The sequence below is a fragment of the Mycolicibacterium llatzerense genome (assembly GCF_025331195.1).
GTDB lineage: Bacteria > Actinomycetota > Actinomycetes > Mycobacteriales > Mycobacteriaceae > Mycobacterium > Mycobacterium llatzerense.
The window spans coordinates 888,095-905,078 of record NZ_LXOV01000001.1; the positions used below are offsets into that span (position 1 = coordinate 888,095).

Below are 16,984 nucleotides of genomic sequence, written 5' to 3' on the forward strand. Positions count from 1 at the left end.
AGTTCAGTTGTCCACGTGCTAGTGGTTCGGCAGCCAGTGGTCAGACTCCGTGTAAACCGGCGTCGCGCGTGATGACGAGGAAGTCCTATGAGCCCTCCGACCGGCCATCGATCACCATCGGCGGACGTCGTCGCCCTCGATGTCTCGTTCCGGCGGCTCGACGGCGGCGGCAAGCGCGTTCAGGCCTTCCTTGCCGCACTCGACGCGCTCGGCCTGGAGCCCGAGCCAATTGGCGTGGGCCCCAGCGGAATAGCAGGTACGGAACAGGTGGTGACATCACGTCTGCACCGGATCAAACGTCACCTGTTGCCCGTCCAACTGCGACGACCGGTCGAGGCCCAACTGGGCAGGTTCGGCCACTCAAGACCAGTGGTCAGCCTCACCCCTGGCGCGAACCGCTGGGCGCTGAAAGCGCCGGCGGCCTGGCTCGATTTTCCCGATCTCTGGAGCAACTTCGCACGCAATCACGCGCAGGTGGTTGGAGCGGTCGCGGGAGCCTCCAGCGTGGCGCAGGCCCAATTATGGTCCCGGCGTGAAGCATACGAATACGCGCATGCCGATGTCGTGACCACCGCATCAGTGGCAGACAAACATCAACTGGGCCCGCGCGCCGTATGGCTACCGACGCCGGTTACGGAATCCGACGCCATTCTGAAACAGCGCCGGGCTGCCAATCAAAAGTCCACTCTGGTCTACGGGATGCTGGCGAATTTCGACTATCCGCCGAACCGCGACGCGTATGACCGCCTAATCCGGCATTGGTTGCCGACGCTACGACCAAGCGCAGATCGCATCGTAGTAGCGGGATTTGGCTCAGAAAAGCTTCCGAACGCCGACGGCGCCGCCGTCATCGGAGCGCTCGCCGACGTCGCGGAGTTCTACGAGCAGGTCGACGTTGTCCTGGCACCCATCTACCTCGGCGGCGGGATGAAAGTCAAAGTGGTCGAAGCAATGATGTACGGCAGACCCGTCATAGCGTCCGAGCACGCCCGCAGCGGCCTGCCGGAGGCTGTCGCCGGTGCGTGTGTGAAATGGGAGCAGATACAAGGAGGTTCGGTCCGCGAGTACCTCGACCCGCGCAGCGATTCCCGGGTAGCGGATGATCTGTCACGGTTTACGCTCGACAGCTTCACCTCGATTTTCAGCAGCCTATGGCGCGAACGGATGGTAGGCCGGTGACCGAGTCTGGAACACCTCGCACGGATGCAGCGGGCCCGAGCGCCTCGATAGTCGTCGTGATGTTCAACTCTGTTGCGACGCTGGCTGAATGCCTGGCATCGATCCCCGCAGACTGCGAGGTGATTCTTGTCGATCAGGAGTCGTCGGACTCTTCGGTGCCGACTGCGCTCGAGCTTCGACCCGACGCAAAGCTGATACGCGCCGGCGCGAACCGCGGCTTCGGCGCAGGATGCAACTTGGGCGCGGCGAACGCGACGTCGGAGGTCTTGATCTTCCTGAATCCGGACGCTGCGTTCCAGTCACCCCAAGCGGTACAACTGATGTCCGAGTGCGTCATTGCCAACGACGCCATGGTTGGACCCCGCATCCTCGATTCCCTCGGCAATGACCAGACCCGCGCACGGCAGTGGTCGCGGCCGTTAACCGATGTAGCAGAAGTGTTCTTCCCGACCGCCCTTACCGTCGGGCCGCTTCGGCGCGATGTGCCACAGACCGATGCGGTGTATGTGGACGGCGGTGAGGTCGCGTATGTCCAGGGGTCGTGCATGGCGCTGAGCGCCAAGAGCTTTCACCGTGTAGGTGGGTTCGATGAGCGCTTCTACCTCTACCAGGAGGAGGAAGTCCTCGCTCGCAAGCTGCGGGCAATCGGGGTGAGAGTGCTGCTCGAGCCGCGCGCAGCGATCACCCACGTCGGCGGCTGGTCGACCGCACAGTTTCCAGATTTCTCAGCCGGTCAGTATTACCGGTCTGTGGCACTGTCCTATGTCTTGTTCCGCAGGAAACTGGTTTCGGTACCAACGATCTCGGCGCTGTGGATAGTGCTGCAGCTGATGGCGCTGTTGACGCCGCTGCGCAAAGCCATCGGCTTACGGGCGGAGAAAGACCGCACGTGGTACCGCGCCGCGGCCGCCGGTTTGGTCAATGGAATGCTCCGGCGAATGGCGATGCCGCCGGCACGTGACCAGCCAGGGCCACCTCCCCCGGACCTCAGCATCCTGGCTGAATGATCGTTCGCAAGTAGCCCGCCGTTTGGTAGAAGTACTCGTATACCCAACGTGCGCGGGAGATTTCGGTGGGATTCGGCTCCATCAAGATCTCACCGTCGAAGCACTTGCTCACGATGTAGCGCGCCCGCGATATATGCGATCGCGCCGTTACCACAATGATCTTGTGCCAGCGGCGCTCCTGGGCAAGCCGGCGGACTTCCCGCGCTTCACCCAGCGTCGTCAGCGGATCAGCCGTGAAGCACACTATGGAGATGGACTTGTCGAGACGGCCGTCGCAAACATCAGTTATCGATGGGTCGTTGTCCGGGTTATAGACCGATAGCACCGCCACCGGAGCCCAGCCACGTTCGGCCAAGGTGATGCCGTAATCGAATCGGTCTGCACCGTAGCCTCCGAGCACGACTACAGCATCTGCCCGCTCCAACTGGTCTGTCCTCGGGTACACATACACAGGCAACCCGCCGATCACCACCATGATCATCAGAAGTCCGATTGCAGCGGTGTACCGACGCGTCAGCCGCCATCTCGGTCGCCGAACCAACCCTCGCCGTCGTCCGCGCATCGCCCTGCCACGCAGGCTAACGAGCGACGTACTTCCGAACTTTCGCACCCAACACTGCAAACTCACCATGAGCGAGATGGCGAAAACCACGACGGAGCCGACGCGTATTCTGCGGCAACCAGGACTTTGCGCGCACGTACGGTTGCATGGTCCACTCCCGCAACTCTGCCGGCGCAGTCAGCTCGAATATCGCTGTGCGGTCATCGAGGGTCTCCCGGTATCGCCAACCCGGTTCCGCTTTCAGGAAGTCCACCAGATTCGCACCGGTCCACAAATCGATGTCGTCGATGAGTAGAAGACCGCCGACGCGCAGCCGCGGTGCCGTGTAGGCCCAGTCGATTTCAGGAATGGGGAACCCATGACCGCCGTCGATGAGGATCAAATCCAGCGGACCGTCCAAGCTCGGCAGGACGTCCTGGCTGAATCCGATGTGAAACCGCAGCCCGGAGGTATCTATATCGCGCTCGGCGGCTTCTTCCAGAATCGCATCCCGCTCACTCTCACTCGGCGTGACTACTTCATGTGCCGCACCGCGCTCGGCGAAGATCAGTGTGGACAGGCCAGCACCGGTTTCCAGCGTTTGAAAACCTGGGTAAACGTTCGATCGCAGGAACTCGGCCACTGCAGGGAGAACATGCGCTGCATGGCCGCCGTGCAAGACAACCGGCTGCTCACCCGGTAGGCGCGGCTTGCTCATTCCCTTGAGAATGTCCATAGCGTCAATTTAGCTGAACACCGACCGCTGCGGGCTGGTCCGAAGGAACTTCAGGTCCTCATTTCGGTCGATCTTTTACCCGCCGGGCCGGCGAACCGGCCACTATCGCGAACGGGCCAACGGAACTGGTGACGACAGACCCCGCGGCAACGATCGCACCTTCACCAATCTCCACACCGGCAAGAATTGTCGATCCGGCGCCGATCCAAGCTCCGTCCCCGACCCGGACCCGGTCTGGTATCTCGCCCTGATCGATGATCGGGGCATCCCGACGCGCGAAATTGTGGTTCTCAGAAAAGATTCTGACTCCGGGGCCGAGTAGGACGTCCGCGCCTATCTCTACGCCGCCACCACCGTGGATGAAGTTGTCGGCGCCGATTGCCGCGCGCGCCCCGACGCTCACGCCTCGTCCCAATCGCCGGATGGTGCCCGAGCCGCGAATAACAGCATTCACATCGATAGTCACGGCATCGTGCAGAGTGACGCCCTCCTCGGCCATGGCGTCGATGAGTACGCCGCGGCCAATCGAAACTCCGCGTCCCACCGTCAGCCCCGAACGGTTGAGTATGACGACATTGCGATCGACGAAGGCGTGTGGGAAGCCACGGGCCACACCACGCATACGCGCTGTCAACTTCCTTGCGAAGAAGCGCATTACATCCCTGTCGCTGACGCGATCGTCGATGCCCGAGGCCAATCCGCGACTGCGGGTATATCGCGCATTGATACTGCGTCGAAGGCTGGTGAGCAACCACCTAGTCACCTCAGCGGGCTCCCTTCTCGATGGCGTCGCGGATGTTCTGCACCACTTCGTCCCACGTCAATCGGCTGGCGCTCGGCGTTGCTGCGCTACCGAGCCCGCCGCGGATCGCGGCGGCCATCTCGTCGACCGACATGGGATCGAAGTAGGCGGTGGCGATAGCCAGCTCCCTGAATACTGGGATGTCACTGGCGATTACCTGAGCGCCGAACATGTTTGCCTCGATCAGCGGTAGGCCATAGCCTTCGCCCAGCGAAGGGGAAACGAACAGGCCACAATTTTCGTAGAGCCAGCGGAGCTCGTCGTCAGTCACGTGTCCCAGGAAATGTATACGCGCCTGCATTTCATCTGGAACCTCAGCTGGCGCATAGACCCCGTCTTTCCGGCCGACGATGACCAGATGGCGTTCAGGGTCATCGTGGGCGATGCTGATGAAGGCCTCGATCAGGCGCGCCAGGTTCTTTCGCACATTGAGCCGTCCGACGGCAAGGACGAATCGCTGGGCGTCGGGCAAGCCTGCCGGGCGTTGCGGCTGCGCTTCGACCAAGTCGTCAGGAACACTCAAGCCCACCGTCGCGAGTCGACTCCTGAGTTCAGGCCACATCGCGCCAATACGCACCGTCTCTGCATCGGATGTCGTCAGTACGGTGGTAGCCCTTCGAAGCGAGGGACGAATCGCACCGAGATACAACAACTCTGGTCGGGTGAACCACTCCGGATTTGAAACGAAGAGAGCATCGTGCAGCAGGGTGACACGGGCCGTCGTTGAGAGCGGCGGACAGAAGTTCTGAGTGAGCACGGCGTCGTATCGATTGGAGCGAGCCATGATCGTGGCCACAGCGGCAGCGTGGTACTTGGCGCAAGCCGGGTAGGAATCGAGGTCGATATCGAGGTGCGTGCGCCGCAAATCGTCCGCGACGTCCGAGACCTGGCACTTCGGAACGCGCAATGTGAGGGCATCGCCAGGGAAGGCACGCGACCAGCCGGCGACCAACGCCCGCAGTACGTTGCGGCCTGATGGCGGGCCGTCCACCCACCAGTAGCCGTCGAACAGAATCCTCACGATCGGCTTGTTCGACGGAAGACGGTGCGACGCAGCGAGACACGGCGACAACGGCTCTGATGCTTGCTCAGAGCACGAGGACTCGATATCCGATCTCGTTGGGCCGCCCGGTGCGATAGCAGCTGGCCCTCCCGGCTCACAGTCTCCGCCACGCATCACCCCTAACCGCGATCTTCGCGTCCGGAAGACGAGCAAGTGATTCTCGAATGTTCCTGTCCCGCAGTAGTTGCTAGGGACTGCCCAGGATCTCCGCACCGGGTTCACGGCACTTTCCTGGTGCAGACTAGCGCAGCACGTCGCCGGACCGTCGCGAATGACCGGAACCGCTGGGCCGGACTCGAAGACCACACTTCAAATCCGTTGGCATTGGAGCAAAATTCGCGGAATCAGGTGACACCTTCGCTACGATGGCGACGTCGCTCCGCAGACCGTCAATATCGCGAACTGAGGAGCTCTTGCTTCGAATCGCGTACGAATGACGCCAGTAAGGTGACCCATCGATGAGCCCAGAAGTATCTCGCAGGTCGGCGATACAGGCCGGCATGGCAGCTGCAGGTTTTGGAGCGGGTATGGCACTGGCAGGCTGTTCGACGGACGATCAGGGCAGCGGGGCGAGCGAAGACGGGGCCACCAACGTGGCGCGCGCTCCTCAGCGGAATCCGCTGAAAGGCACGGTTCTCTTTCACGATACGTTCGACACCGGATTCAACGGGTGGCGCGACCACTACGACAGCTACTCGCCATGCACTGCACTTTCACTGACGTCGTATCCGGTGTTCTCCGGCAGCCACGCACTGATGATCGGGTGCTCAGCGCCACCTGACGCCGAGTACACCAACGGCTGGTCGGGCTCCAACAATCCTGCCGCGATCAAGAACCTCAGTCGCTACTACGATGGCAATCTGGTCACTTTCTCTTGCTATGTGGCGCACGGGACGGACGCCTCGACGGCTTCACTCGGCGGCTACATGCTGATGATCGACACGCAGTCCTGGGACGACAAGAAGCGTTCAATGTTCCAGCTCACCGTGCAGCGCAACTCCAGTTCCGGAAACCGGGCATTGTTCATCGCCGACGAGCACGGAAAGCCGGCGCAGATACCCGGTTCGGGCGCCGCGAATTTCGCCGGCGACAATCAGAACAAGTTCAACTTTGATTGGATGAGCCTCACCATCGACCTTGGCGCAAACGACGGTTCCGGTGGCTACCATTCCTGCCAAATCAACAACAAGGTGTTCGATCTGACCAAGTTGCATGGCGGAACAGCCTCGTTCGCCCCGCAGGCGGGGTCCCCAATGGAATCCTTCGCCGGCGGTCTGAATTTTTGTGTGGTTCTCTGGCCCGGCCCACCCGGCTCTGGAGAATCGTTCCTGGTGATCGACCAGGCCGTCGCCACCGTCAACGAGGTTCTTTCCTGATGCTGCGCTACTCGAAGACTCAGATTCTCGTCTCGTCTTCACCCGTCGACGGCGAACACAACAAGGGGCTTGGCCCACTTCGTGCCGCATCGGCGAAGGGACCGATCAGCCTCGCGCAGCCGGCGTATCCGATGGACTTCGGATGGGCAGAAACTGTCACGTGGGTCCTTGGGGTGGAGTCAGTGACCGGAGCGCCCGCCGAGTGGTCGCTGGGCGTCAAATTCCAATACTGCCTGGACAATATGGACGGCTACCAATACACGAAAAACCGGTGGTACGACGTTGCCGACGAGAACATCCCGGCCGATATCGCCGAGGGAGTCGGGTGGCACGGCCCGAATCTGCCGCCACCGACCGTTGCGAACAACACGTCCGTTCTGCCGGTCACGGTAAAGCGCACCATTCGTAACCATCCACGACGAGTGCGGGTGCTGTTCGACCCTCAGTTCACCGGCGGGACGGACCCCGGATTGCTCATCAACCTGCATGTCATCCCGCGTAGTTAGCGCCCCAAGAGCTAGGGCGCGGTCCCCGGAACGGGAAACACCGGCTGGCCGTCCTCCACCGCCCATACGGTTTTGAAGTCGAAGAAGTCGCCCAACGGAGCGCGAGTCGGGAAAAGCCTCCAATAACCGAAGACTCCTGGCGGGATCGCAGCAGACAGATTCTTCGTCACGTCGAGGCCGGGACCTTTGATCGTCGCCGTCGTACCATTCGTACTCAGCTCGAATTGGTAATCGCGATCCGGTTCCAACGGGAGATTGTACTTATCTGTTGCCACCGTCTGATCAACGCCGTTGGCGGCCCGTATCTTCAGTGCCCAGAAGCTTCGGCTGGATACGAAGCCGACCACGTTCGCAGACAGGTCGTCTGCAGCGGAAATCCCCATCGAAAACATGGTCAGCCCGCCAAGCCCGGTCACGCGGAACCTCCCCACGCCGCCAACAGTCTTCAGCGCTCCACGAAATTCCCTGATCGCGTGGACATCGTCCTTGCCGGCATAGCCGAAATAGTTGTCTTTGATGAAGCCATCCGCAGCCGGTGGCAACGGGTAGCCGTTGGAGGGGGCGCTTCTCATGTCCCAGCCCTCGCCCAATCCGAGTGGCGTGTCAGGGCGGTCAAAATTGTCGATGAAGGACGCGAACGTCGGCGATGAAGGCTCGTCCGGAGCCTGAGCCGCAGCGCTTTGCGTTGGCACTGCCGACGGCACATAGTGCGACTCCGCAGGGGGTGGTTGACGCGTGCATGCCGTTAGCCCAGCGACCAAAATTACTGCGCCCCAACGGCTTTTCATCGGCAAATCTCCACGATTCATCTGCAGCGGTCAGTCATCCCGATGCGACTCAGTCACTATCGCCGCCGTAGTAGCTGTACGAGTAGCTGTATGCACCGACGCGGGCGGGGAGCATGGTGAAGACCGCCCCGAGAAGATTCGCATCGACATCGGTGAGAGCGCCCACCGCGTCTTTGAGCTGCTGCCGCTTCGTCTGACCAAATCGCGCCATGATGATTGCACCGTCAGAATTCGCCGCCAAGATCGCTGCATCGGTCACGGCCAGCAACGGTGACGAATCCACAATCACGTAGTCGAACAGTGACGCCAACTCAGCGAGGACCTTTTGCGATACCTGCGATCCGAGCAACTCGCTGGGGTTCGGCGGCTTCACCCCGGCGGTCAATACGCTGAGCCCGGCGAACTTTGTCTCCTGAACAGCTTCGGTAAGCGGTACCGCACCGCTGAGTACCGTGCTAAGTCCAACTGTGCCAACTAGATCCAGATACTTGTGAATCATCGGCCGACGCATGTCGCCATCGACGAGGACTACGTTGTGATCGGCCTCTGCCAATGCGAGCGCGATGTTGATAGCAGTTGTGGACTTGCCCTCTTCAGGAACTGAACTGGTAACGACGATGACCCGGGGAGGGCTGTCGACAGCCAAGAAGTTCAAGTTGGTGCGGAGCTTCCGGAAGGCCTCAGCGATTCCAGAGTTGCTGTCCCGGAACGATATTGCTGCCGTCTTACGCCGTTCCTTGTCCAACGGGATATCGCCGACGACGCCAACACCGGTGATGTCTTCGAGGACCTTGTGGTCTTTGACGGTGTTGTCCAGTAGTTCACGCAAGAACGCCAGACCGATGCCGCCAAGGACGCCGATGATCAGACTGAGTGAGAGATTCCGAGTCGTATTGGGGATGACAGGAGCGGTCGGTGTCGACGCATGCTGCTCGACCACAATGCGCGCATCCGGCACCGTCCCGCCGACCGGCGTCTCCAATTCCCTGACCATATTGACGAATTCATCGGATAGCGCGTTCGCGATGGCGCTCGCCTGGCCGGGGGACTTGTCCAGCACAGCGACATCGATCAGAACGGTGTCGGGTTTAGCAGTCGCTGTGACGGCCGCTTGGAGCGCTTCTGGCGGAACGTTCATACCAAGTTTCTTGACGGTGCGCTCCGCCAGGGTCTTGCCCATGAGCAACTGTGTGTACGAAAGTACTCGCTCCTGCGACAATCTGTTGCCCTGGTAGATGTCCGTAAGCGAGTTGCCGGCAGCAGTCGACACGAACAGCCGCGTCGATGCGCGGTACAGCGGCGTGGTGGTCACCGTGACTATCAGTGCTCCGAGCACCACGACAACGATGGTGAGGCACACCGTAATCCAGCGTGCCCTGATGAGCTTGAGAAAGTCCTGAAGCTTCAACGTCAGCCCCTCCATGCTCGTGTGCCTCTGTTGCGATTCTCGATCACCGGAGTCTGAGGCAGCGTACCGTTTATTTATTCACGCCACCGAAAAAATGGGGCAAACTGACCAACCGAGACCAGCGCAGCAGCCAGCAACGTGACGGGCCCACGTTGACCTCTTCGGGCGAGGATCGAACTGCTTTGCCGACAGAACCTGGGGTGCCACATGGAGTGCCGTACCGAAGTCGACAGCAGCATGTGGCTCCTGGGCCATCGCCCCCAGTTGGACGGAGTCCGGGCCATGGCCGTCCTCCTGGTGCTCATTGCACACACGGACATTTACGCCCCGCTGGGCAAAGGTGGCACCGTCGGGGTCTCGGTGTTCTTCACCCTGTCAGGATTCCTCATCACGACTTTGTTACTGGAAGAACGACAAATATTCGGCCGACTAGATGTCCCCGGGTTCTACCGGCGGCGGTTCCTCCGACTGGTGCCGGCGATGATCACCTGTGTCGTATTGGCATGTTTGGTTCTCCTCGTCCACGGTTACGTCTTTCCCGACTTGAAGCTCGTGCTCGGAACCCTGACGTACACGTCGAACTGGCTGATGATGAGTGGGGTGCCTCGCCCCACCGCATTGGGACACACCTGGTCGCTTGCGGTTGAGGAGCAGTTCTACCTGATCTGGCCGCTGGTCATAATCCTCACCGCACGGGTTTCGAAACGGCGCATGATCACGGCGTTGAGCGTGGTGTGCGTGGCAGTCCTGGCGTGGCGAGTGTTCCTGTATGTCAGCGGGGCCGGCTACCTGCGCATCTACTTCGGCCTCGACACCCGGGCCGACAGCCTGATGTACGGCGCCATCGTCGCCTTCATGTTGCACAGGTCTCGCGTCAGGCCAGGGACTTCCCAGTGGCTGGTCTGGATCGGTTTGGCGTTGACCGGACTGGGCTGCCTGCTCTCCGCCCGGGAGCCGCACAACATGCAGCTGATCGCCATGCCCAGCGTCGTTGGCATCGGCGTCGCCATCGTCATCTATGCCATCTGCCAGAACCGTGGGTTCGCGCCATTCGACTGGCGTTGGGTCCAATGGATCGGCAAGCGGTCCTATGGCATTTACCTCTATCAAGCACCCGTCAACGTATTCCTGCTGCTGACGGTGACACGTGCCAAATGGATCGAATTGTTCGTCGTCGCAGGGACTTTCGTCATTGCCGCCTTGTCGTATCGCTACATCGAGCAGCCGTTCCTGCGGATCAAGAACCGCGACGGACGCTCGCAGCGTGGGCTGGACAAGTCATTGCGCTCTGCTGTTGCCGACTCCGCGCCTCGTCCCGCGCCCGACCGACTCTAGTGGCATTAACCGGTGACCAAGTTGGCCGAACCCAGTGACGCTGATCGGCTCGACTAGTACGGCACACAAGCGGTTCGACACAGCCGGGACCCCGCAGACGCTTTCCGTCACGTGACATTCACGCCACGCGGGCCGCGGCGTTGCGACACCCACTTCGGAGGACCCCAGTTCAGGTGGGATCTCAGATTCCGCAGATCGAATGGCTGCTACATCGCCAGGCGCTTGGAACGCATCTGGCCCGGAACCGGGATATTCAGCGTCCCTGCCCGGCCGGCAATCGGGTGCACCTCGGCATGCACCGATACTCCACGCGCCTCCATCACCGTGCGCATCGCGCCGTCGTAGCTGCGACTGACCTGCGACCAGGAGTAATGCTGCGCGGCGCGCATCATGCCCGCCTGCGACGCCGCCTCACGCTCGCTGCGATTGTCCATCGACCGCAGGATGGACTTCGCGATCAGCTCCGGGTCATCCGACACGAACTCGCCGGCCGAACCGAGAACCTCGCGGTTGTAGTCGGTATCCCTCGCCAGAATCGGTGCTCCCGCGGCCATCGCCTGCACCAGCGCCGGGTTGGTGCCACCGACGCTGTGGCCATGAAAGTAGAGACCCGCATGTTGCCACAACGCAAGAAGCAGCTGATCGTCGTGGACATGCCCCAACCAGGACACCGACGGATGAGCGGACAGACGGCGCGCGGTGTCGTCCAACTCGCCTCCGTACCCCGAGCTGCCGACGATGACCACCGGATAGTGCTCGGCAATTGCCGGCACCGCTTCAAAGAACTGGGCAACCGTGTTCTCGGGCACGAACCGGGTCACCACGAGGACGTAGTTGCGATGACTCAATCCGTCAGGCACCGGCAACTCCGCAGCGATGTCGCCGCCGTACGGAATGAATGTGCCCTCGGCGTCGAAGGTCTCTTTCCAGTACCTAGCAATCCTTCGGGCGTCGAAGACCAGACCATCCGCCCATTTCGCAGTGCATTCGGCCGCTTTTCTATAAACCGACTTGGCCAGCGGACTCCATTTATCGCGTTCCCATTCGAGGCCATCCACATTGACCAATGTCGGAATTCCCCGAGCGCGTAAAATCGGAAGAAAGTAGCCATTTGCACAATTCATGATCAGTGCCACGTCAGGCTTGTGCGCAGCCGCGTCGAGCGCCGCCGTCAACCCATGCGAGAGCGTGCTCAGTTTCTGGGTCTCCATGCCCCAGGTGACTTTGGTCTTGATACGCGTGTCCAGACTGGGGTCGTCAGGCTTGGTGGTACCACGCCGGCCATAAACCGTTACATCCCAACCCATATCAGCAAGATTGGGTGCGATTTTTCGTACGGCCGTCTCAAATCCCCCGTAATAACTGGGGTATCCGCGTGTCCCAATGATTGCGACTGACGACATCGGTCCTCCGATCCAGACCAACTCTTACGTAACGAATTACTGAGTTCTCACGCCGTTCTAGCGGGCCGCCCGAGCACCCGACATGTGACCGATGCTACGACCACCGATCACTCGCAGGAAGTACTTTTGGAAAGTTTTTTGCTAAAACGTCAATTGCGTTTGTGCTAGCCTCGTTAGCCGCTCTATTTAATACCCTGACTAGCAACCTATAGCGCTTTTGCACGGCGATTGTTCAACCCCGCCCCAAGCGCCGGCCACCAAGGGTGTGGATAAATAACTGACGCGTCAAATAACTGCAGGTCAGCGCCGTTTCCGCCGCTCGGCCCCCTGGCGAATCGCCGATCACGCAGCCCCGGTCACGCGCGACTCGGATATAGCCTTCCAGCCCGCCAGCAACATGCCTCCAGAACGCGTCCCCGCACTCCGCCGGGATCCCACAGCGCCGACCTGTCACAGCGGCCCGGCGGCACCCAACGTCCGGGCGACACCCCACCCAGAACCCCGCCCGATCCCAGAGGCCCGCCTGCCGAACAACCCAAAGAAGCAGGTCAGCGCGGGTGCGCAGGCCGCTAGCGCACCGCCGGAGCGGTCAGAAATCTTTCCGCCGACGATCACGTCAATAACGGGCAAAATTTGACACGCCCGGAGATACGATGCCACCAACCCAAGGAGACTGACCGTGGCGTCAATACTGAAGCGGTACCAGCGATACTCGCGGCGGCGCTACCACATCGCCGCGCGGTCGCATCAGCGTCTGGACCTCCAGGGTCTGCGCATGTTCGCGATGCTCACGATCTTCGCGACCCACTTGTTTCATTGGCCCGAAGGCGGATTCGTCACCCTCGACGTCTTCTTCGTGATCTCCGGCTTCCTGATCACCGGAAACCTGCTGCGGTCGGCAGACAAGCACGGCACCGTGCCGTTCCGGGAGTTCTACTGGAATCGGGTGCGGCGCATCATCCCTGCGGCCACGGTTGTACTGCTCCTGACGTATCTGGCCTCAAAGCTACTGTTCAAGGCGTTCAGAGCGCACGAAGTCGGTATCGATGCCTTTTGCGCGTTCATGTTCATGGCGAACTGGCGCTTCGAAACAATAGGCACTGACTACTTCAACGCCGACAGCTCAGTGTCACCGTTGCAGCACTACTGGTCCCTTTCTGTCGAAGAGCAGTTCTATTTCGTATGGCCCGCAGTGATATTCGTCGTCAGCCTGCTTGTGCTCCGCCGGTCATGGACCCACCAACGCAGGATGCAACTGGCCGGCGGCGCGATGGGATTGATCATCGCCGCGTCATTCGCCTGGGCCGTGTACGAATCTGCGGCGTGGCCGGCCCGCGCATACTTCGATACCTTCACTCGCGTCTGGGAACTCGGCGTCGGGGCGCTGCTGGCCACGTCCGTCGGGCTGCTGTCTCGGATACCGACGGTGATCAAGCCGGTGCTGTCCTGGGCGGGCCTGGCCCTCATTGTGGCCAGCATCGCCTTCATCACAGATCCGTCGATGGGGTTTCCGGCACCGTGGGCATTACTGCCGGTGGCCGGGTCAGCGATGGTTGTCGCAGCGGGAGTCGGCGGCGAGCCCAAATACCAACCTTTCCTACGTAACCCGGTCAGCACCTACCTGGGCGACATTTCCTACTCGTTGTACCTGATCCACTGGCCGGTCATCATTCTCCTCGGCACCATCATGGTGTACCCGACCAAGGCCTACTACGCCACCGCGATCGCACTCACTCTAGGGTTATCCATCGCGTCGTACCACTTCATCGAAAACCCCTTCCGGCGAATCGATCTGGCCAAGTTGCGGCAGGCCAAGCGGGCACTCGAACGCGGCCGTATCGTGGTGCGCAAACCGACACAGTTCGCTTCCATAGGCGCGGCGGTCTTGCTGGTCTTGGCTCTGCTTGCTTACATCCAGCGCCCCTACCAACCACCCAACGTCGTCGCAGACATCTCGGTCTCCGCCTCACACGACATTCCCATGGGTCCTGCGGCCTTGCCATTGGCGGCGGAACTCCGCACCGAACTCTTGTCTGCCCTGCGCGCCGCCGACTGGCCTCAGTTCGACCCATCCGTCGAATCAGCCGTGAAAGCGAACGTCGCACCTCCCGACGTTCACAGTTGTGCGGGTTCGAAACCGAGCGGTCCAGACATCTGCACGTGGGGATCGCCGACTGCCCGATTTCGCGCTGTGGTTATCGGTGATTCTGTCGCCTTGGGTTATCTAGGCCCGCTACGGACGATGGCGCTCAATTCCAATGGCTTCTTCCAGGTCCATAGTGAAGCTGCGTACGCGTGTTACTACATCGACCAACTGGTCGAGAACAAAGACCAGAATCTCGTCGACGAATGCGCCCAGAAAAAGTCGGAAGCAGTTGATTACATCAACAGAACGCAGCCGGACATGGTGATCATTTCTCATTCGCCCCTGCCCAAGAAAATAGAGGGCACCGGCATAACACTGACCCCCAAGGAATGGGCTGAAGCGCTGGGCGCTTTCATCGACAAGTTCAAGGCGAACACCAAGAAGATCATGATCATTTCTCCGCCGCCGATAGGAGTGAACATCTCAGAGTGCTACGGACAGGAATCACATCTGCCGGCGGATTGCATGTCCGCCGTTCCTGAAAGTTGGCGCCAGACAGCAGCCGCGGAGCAGCAGTTGGCCGACTCCCTCGGCGGAGTACGGATCGATTCACTGTCCTGGTTCTGTGTTGACGGCCGATACTGCCCCAGCTTCGTGGGCACGACGCTGACCAAGCGCGACGTCGTACACATGACGGTGCCCTATGGCGACAAAATCTGGCCCGTCATGCAGGAGTCGCTGCTCGCGTCCGGCGCGATTCCGACGTGACATGACCGCCGTCAATCGTGCTACTGGGTTCGCCACATGAAACCGGCGACTACGACACGAGCTGTCTGGCGCCTGATCGACGTCATTCTGGTTCCGGTCGCAACCTTGTCTGCGCTGATCATGAGGGCTATCCGGCGCAGAGGACTGCACCGCCTGCCCGCCACCCGCGCGACGTTCCGGCGCGTCGGGGTGTTCCCACTGCTCGATCACTACTACGAGCCGCTGTTCACCCCAACCGCCTTGCGAGTGCCGTTGTCAGCCGAGCGCGACCTTCCGGCGCTCGACATGAATATCGACGAACAGCTCCTCTTACTCGAGAAATTCGACTACGCCGACGAGTTGCTCGCATTCCCGCAGGAGGAACAAGCCGGCTTGGGCTTCTATTTTCAGAACTCAATGTTCAGCTCCGGCGACGCCGAATACTTGTACAACATCATTCGGCTGTTCAAGCCGCGACGAATCATCGAGATCGGCAGCGGCCAATCCACCCGGATCGCTGCCGCAGCGATAGCCGCAAATCTCCGCGAGAACGACGGCAATGCATGCCGGCACGTGTGCGTCGAGCCCTACGAAGCTGATTGGCTGGAGCAACTCGACGTGACGGTCCTCAGGACACCCGTCGAGCAGCTCGATAAATCCATGTTCGACGAACTTGAGTCGAACGATGTGCTCTTCATCGACTCGTCCCACATGATTCGCCCCCAAGGCGACGTCCTGCACGAGTATCTGGAACTGCTACCACGACTCAATTCCGGGGTGCTCGTGCATGTCCACGACATCTTCACCCCGCGGGATTACCCCGCCGAATGGATCATCGACCAGAATCGCTTTTGGAACGAGCAATATCTGCTTGAGGCGTTCCTCAGCTACAACTCCGCGTTCAAGGTGATCGGCGCCCTCAATTTCCTGAAACACCACTATCCTGAACAACTCTCGCGATGCTGCCCGGTCCTCGGCGCGGAGATCACGACTCGCGAACCGGGCTCATTCTGGATGCAGCGGGTGTAGTTCGCGGCTTGCAACTCTCAGACAATCACGCCCGGGTCAGTTCGACGGCCAAGAACGGCGCGAGCGGTGTGGCGCCCATCCAGCCGGGCAGGTGATTCAGATAAAACCGAGCCGCCGGCACCAACGACGCCGCCCGCGCTGAACCCAGACCCGCGAAATTGAAGTAGTCCGCCATGCCGAGCGGACGAGTCTTGCTCGCACCCGCTTCGCGCGCCAGACGCCGAACCTCTCCGAACGACATCAACGGGTGCGGCCCCCATGTGGGGTGCAGACCGAGGTGGGTACGCGCGAATAGCCGGTGAATCCATTCGCTTTTCGAAAAATCATGGGCGGGATCCAACGGAAACCACTTGTGCGGTGCCACGATGATCGCCCGGCCGCCCGGCCGCAGCACCCGCATCATCTCGCTGACGTAGCGCAGGCGATCGGCCGCGCGCCCTGTTGGCGGGTTCGGTTCACCGATGTGTTCGATGACACCGATGGACCACACCAGGTCGAACTTGCCGGACTCGAATGGGAGATCAAGCGCAGATCCAGCCACGACACGGTCGGGATTCGCACCAGCATTGCGCCAGCCCGGAAGATTGCCGGGGAGGTCGACTCCCCAAACGTCAACGGCTGGATACAACTCGGCGATGATCTTTCCGATGGATCCGGTGCCGCAGCCGACATCGAGGGCACTGCGGTCACCGTGCCGCAGTTGCCGGGATAACCAGCGCTCGGCGCGGTCGGCGCCGGAATCAATCTGCTCGGCCAAATATTCGTCGGAAGGTGTGAGCGCGATCGTCGAGGACGGTGGCATCAAATTGAGGTAGCCGCCCTCGAGAGCCGGGTACGTTGCCGAGCACGAAAGACAAATGGCCCCGGATTGACGGGTGTCAAGGCTGCCATGACAATTCGGGCACGCCATTGGATTCACCGGTGTCCGCACCTTGGCCGCCCCGTCGAAGCTCACGGATAAATCATGCCACGCACAAA

15 protein-coding genes are annotated in these 16,984 nt (G+C 60.9%); 7 read left to right on the forward strand and 8 right to left on the reverse strand.

Annotated elements, in window-relative coordinates; translation table 11 throughout:
- The first annotated feature begins 87 nt into the window (after positions 1-87).
- Complete coding sequence (locus tag A7G45_RS04645) at positions 88-1,179, forward strand: glycosyltransferase (protein WP_260934250.1); 1,092 nt, start codon at positions 88-90, stop codon at positions 1,177-1,179.
- Positions 1,176-2,186 (forward strand): glycosyltransferase family 2 protein, encoded by a 1,011-nt coding sequence (locus A7G45_RS04650; RefSeq protein WP_260934254.1) that lies wholly within the window; start codon positions 1,176-1,178, stop codon positions 2,184-2,186. The genes A7G45_RS04645 and A7G45_RS04650 overlap by 4 nt, the downstream gene beginning before the upstream one ends.
- Here the strand turns inward: A7G45_RS04650 and A7G45_RS04655 are convergent.
- From A7G45_RS04655 to A7G45_RS04670, 4 genes are all read right to left on the reverse strand, one after another.
- The gene (locus tag A7G45_RS04655) at positions 2,167-2,667 is read right to left on the reverse strand and encodes a YdcF family protein (protein WP_260934257.1); all 501 of its coding nucleotides are present in this window, start codon (positions 2,665-2,667) and stop codon (positions 2,167-2,169) included. The genes A7G45_RS04650 and A7G45_RS04655 overlap by 20 nt on opposite strands.
- Before the next feature lie 97 nt (positions 2,668-2,764).
- Complete coding sequence (locus A7G45_RS04660; RefSeq protein ID WP_260934259.1) at positions 2,765-3,463, reverse strand: O-methyltransferase; 699 nt, start codon at positions 3,461-3,463, stop codon at positions 2,765-2,767.
- Positions 3,464-3,521: 58 nt separating this feature from the next.
- On the reverse strand, positions 3,522-4,214 hold the full coding sequence (locus A7G45_RS32230) for an acyltransferase (protein WP_276554726.1): 693 nt from the start codon (positions 4,212-4,214) through the stop codon (positions 3,522-3,524).
- A 13-nt stretch (positions 4,215-4,227) separates the two neighbouring features.
- A complete protein-coding gene (locus A7G45_RS04670) occupies positions 4,228-5,286 on the reverse strand; it encodes a glycosyltransferase family 4 protein (protein WP_260934261.1) in 1,059 nt (352 codons plus the stop codon).
- 569 nt (positions 5,287-5,855) lie between these two features.
- On the opposite strand from A7G45_RS04670, the gene A7G45_RS04675 reads away from it, so the two are divergent.
- Both A7G45_RS04675 and A7G45_RS04680 read left to right on the forward strand, forming a co-directional pair.
- Positions 5,856-6,704, forward strand: coding sequence for a hypothetical protein (locus A7G45_RS04675; RefSeq protein WP_260934264.1), 849 nt, complete (start codon positions 5,856-5,858; stop codon positions 6,702-6,704).
- The gene (locus A7G45_RS04680) at positions 6,704-7,210 is read left to right on the forward strand and encodes a hypothetical protein (RefSeq protein ID WP_260934267.1); all 507 of its coding nucleotides are present in this window, start codon (positions 6,704-6,706) and stop codon (positions 7,208-7,210) included. Before A7G45_RS04675 ends, A7G45_RS04680 begins: the two co-directional genes overlap by 1 nt.
- A gap of 11 nt (positions 7,211-7,221) precedes the next feature.
- Here A7G45_RS04680 and A7G45_RS04685 read toward each other — a convergent pair whose 3' ends face one another.
- Positions 7,222-7,902, reverse strand: a complete 681-nt coding sequence (locus tag A7G45_RS04685; protein WP_260934270.1) for a hypothetical protein — start codon at positions 7,900-7,902, stop codon at positions 7,222-7,224.
- Positions 7,903-8,047: 145 nt separating this feature from the next.
- On the reverse strand, positions 8,048-9,421 hold the full coding sequence (locus A7G45_RS04690; protein ID WP_260934273.1) for a tyrosine-protein kinase domain-containing protein: 1,374 nt from the start codon (positions 9,419-9,421) through the stop codon (positions 8,048-8,050).
- A 192-nt stretch (positions 9,422-9,613) separates the two neighbouring features.
- On the opposite strand from A7G45_RS04690, the gene A7G45_RS04695 reads away from it, so the two are divergent.
- The gene (locus A7G45_RS04695) at positions 9,614-10,741 is read left to right on the forward strand and encodes an acyltransferase family protein (protein ID WP_260934275.1); all 1,128 of its coding nucleotides are present in this window, start codon (positions 9,614-9,616) and stop codon (positions 10,739-10,741) included.
- Positions 10,742-10,947: 206 nt separating this feature from the next.
- On the opposite strand, the gene A7G45_RS04700 is transcribed toward A7G45_RS04695, so the two are convergent.
- Positions 10,948-12,144 carry a DUF1972 domain-containing protein gene (locus A7G45_RS04700; RefSeq protein WP_260934277.1) on the reverse strand — a complete coding sequence of 399 codons (1,197 nt, stop codon included), beginning with the start codon at positions 12,142-12,144 and terminating at the stop codon, positions 10,948-10,950.
- Between the two features lie 679 nt (positions 12,145-12,823).
- Between A7G45_RS04700 and A7G45_RS04705 the strand changes: the two genes are divergently transcribed.
- Entirely contained in the window at positions 12,824-14,998 is a 2,175-nt protein-coding gene (locus A7G45_RS04705; protein WP_260934280.1) for an acyltransferase family protein, read from the forward strand.
- A gap of 36 nt (positions 14,999-15,034) precedes the next feature.
- Positions 15,035-16,006, forward strand: coding sequence for a class I SAM-dependent methyltransferase (locus tag A7G45_RS04710; protein ID WP_260934285.1), 972 nt, complete (start codon positions 15,035-15,037; stop codon positions 16,004-16,006).
- A gap of 25 nt (positions 16,007-16,031) precedes the next feature.
- Here A7G45_RS04710 and A7G45_RS04715 read toward each other — a convergent pair whose 3' ends face one another.
- Entirely contained in the window at positions 16,032-16,808 is a 777-nt protein-coding gene (locus tag A7G45_RS04715) for a class I SAM-dependent methyltransferase (protein ID WP_260934287.1), read from the reverse strand.
- Between the last annotated feature and the right edge of the window lie 176 nt (positions 16,809-16,984).

Coding starts and splice junctions, on each gene's coding strand:
- A7G45_RS04660 (WP_260934259.1), bottom strand. CDS start 3,463: ATGGACATTCTCAAGGGAATGAGCAAGCCGCGCCTACCGGGTGAGCAG.
- A7G45_RS04645 (WP_260934250.1), top strand. CDS start 88: ATGAGCCCTCCGACCGGCCATCGATCACCATCGGCGGACGTCGTCGCC.
- A7G45_RS04715 (WP_260934287.1), bottom strand. CDS start 16,808: ATGCCACCGTCCTCGACGATCGCGCTCACACCTTCCGACGAATATTTG.
- A7G45_RS04695 (WP_260934275.1), top strand. CDS start 9,614: ATGGAGTGCCGTACCGAAGTCGACAGCAGCATGTGGCTCCTGGGCCAT.
- A7G45_RS04700 (WP_260934277.1), bottom strand. CDS start 12,144: ATGTCGTCAGTCGCAATCATTGGGACACGCGGATACCCCAGTTATTAC.
- A7G45_RS04690 (WP_260934273.1), bottom strand. CDS start 9,421: ATGGAGGGGCTGACGTTGAAGCTTCAGGACTTTCTCAAGCTCATCAGG.
- A7G45_RS04710 (WP_260934285.1), top strand. CDS start 15,035: ATGAAACCGGCGACTACGACACGAGCTGTCTGGCGCCTGATCGACGTC.
- A7G45_RS04680 (WP_260934267.1), top strand. CDS start 6,704: ATGCTGCGCTACTCGAAGACTCAGATTCTCGTCTCGTCTTCACCCGTC.
- A7G45_RS04675 (WP_260934264.1), top strand. CDS start 5,856: ATGGCACTGGCAGGCTGTTCGACGGACGATCAGGGCAGCGGGGCGAGC.
- A7G45_RS04655 (WP_260934257.1), bottom strand. CDS start 2,667: ATGATCATGGTGGTGATCGGCGGGTTGCCTGTGTATGTGTACCCGAGG.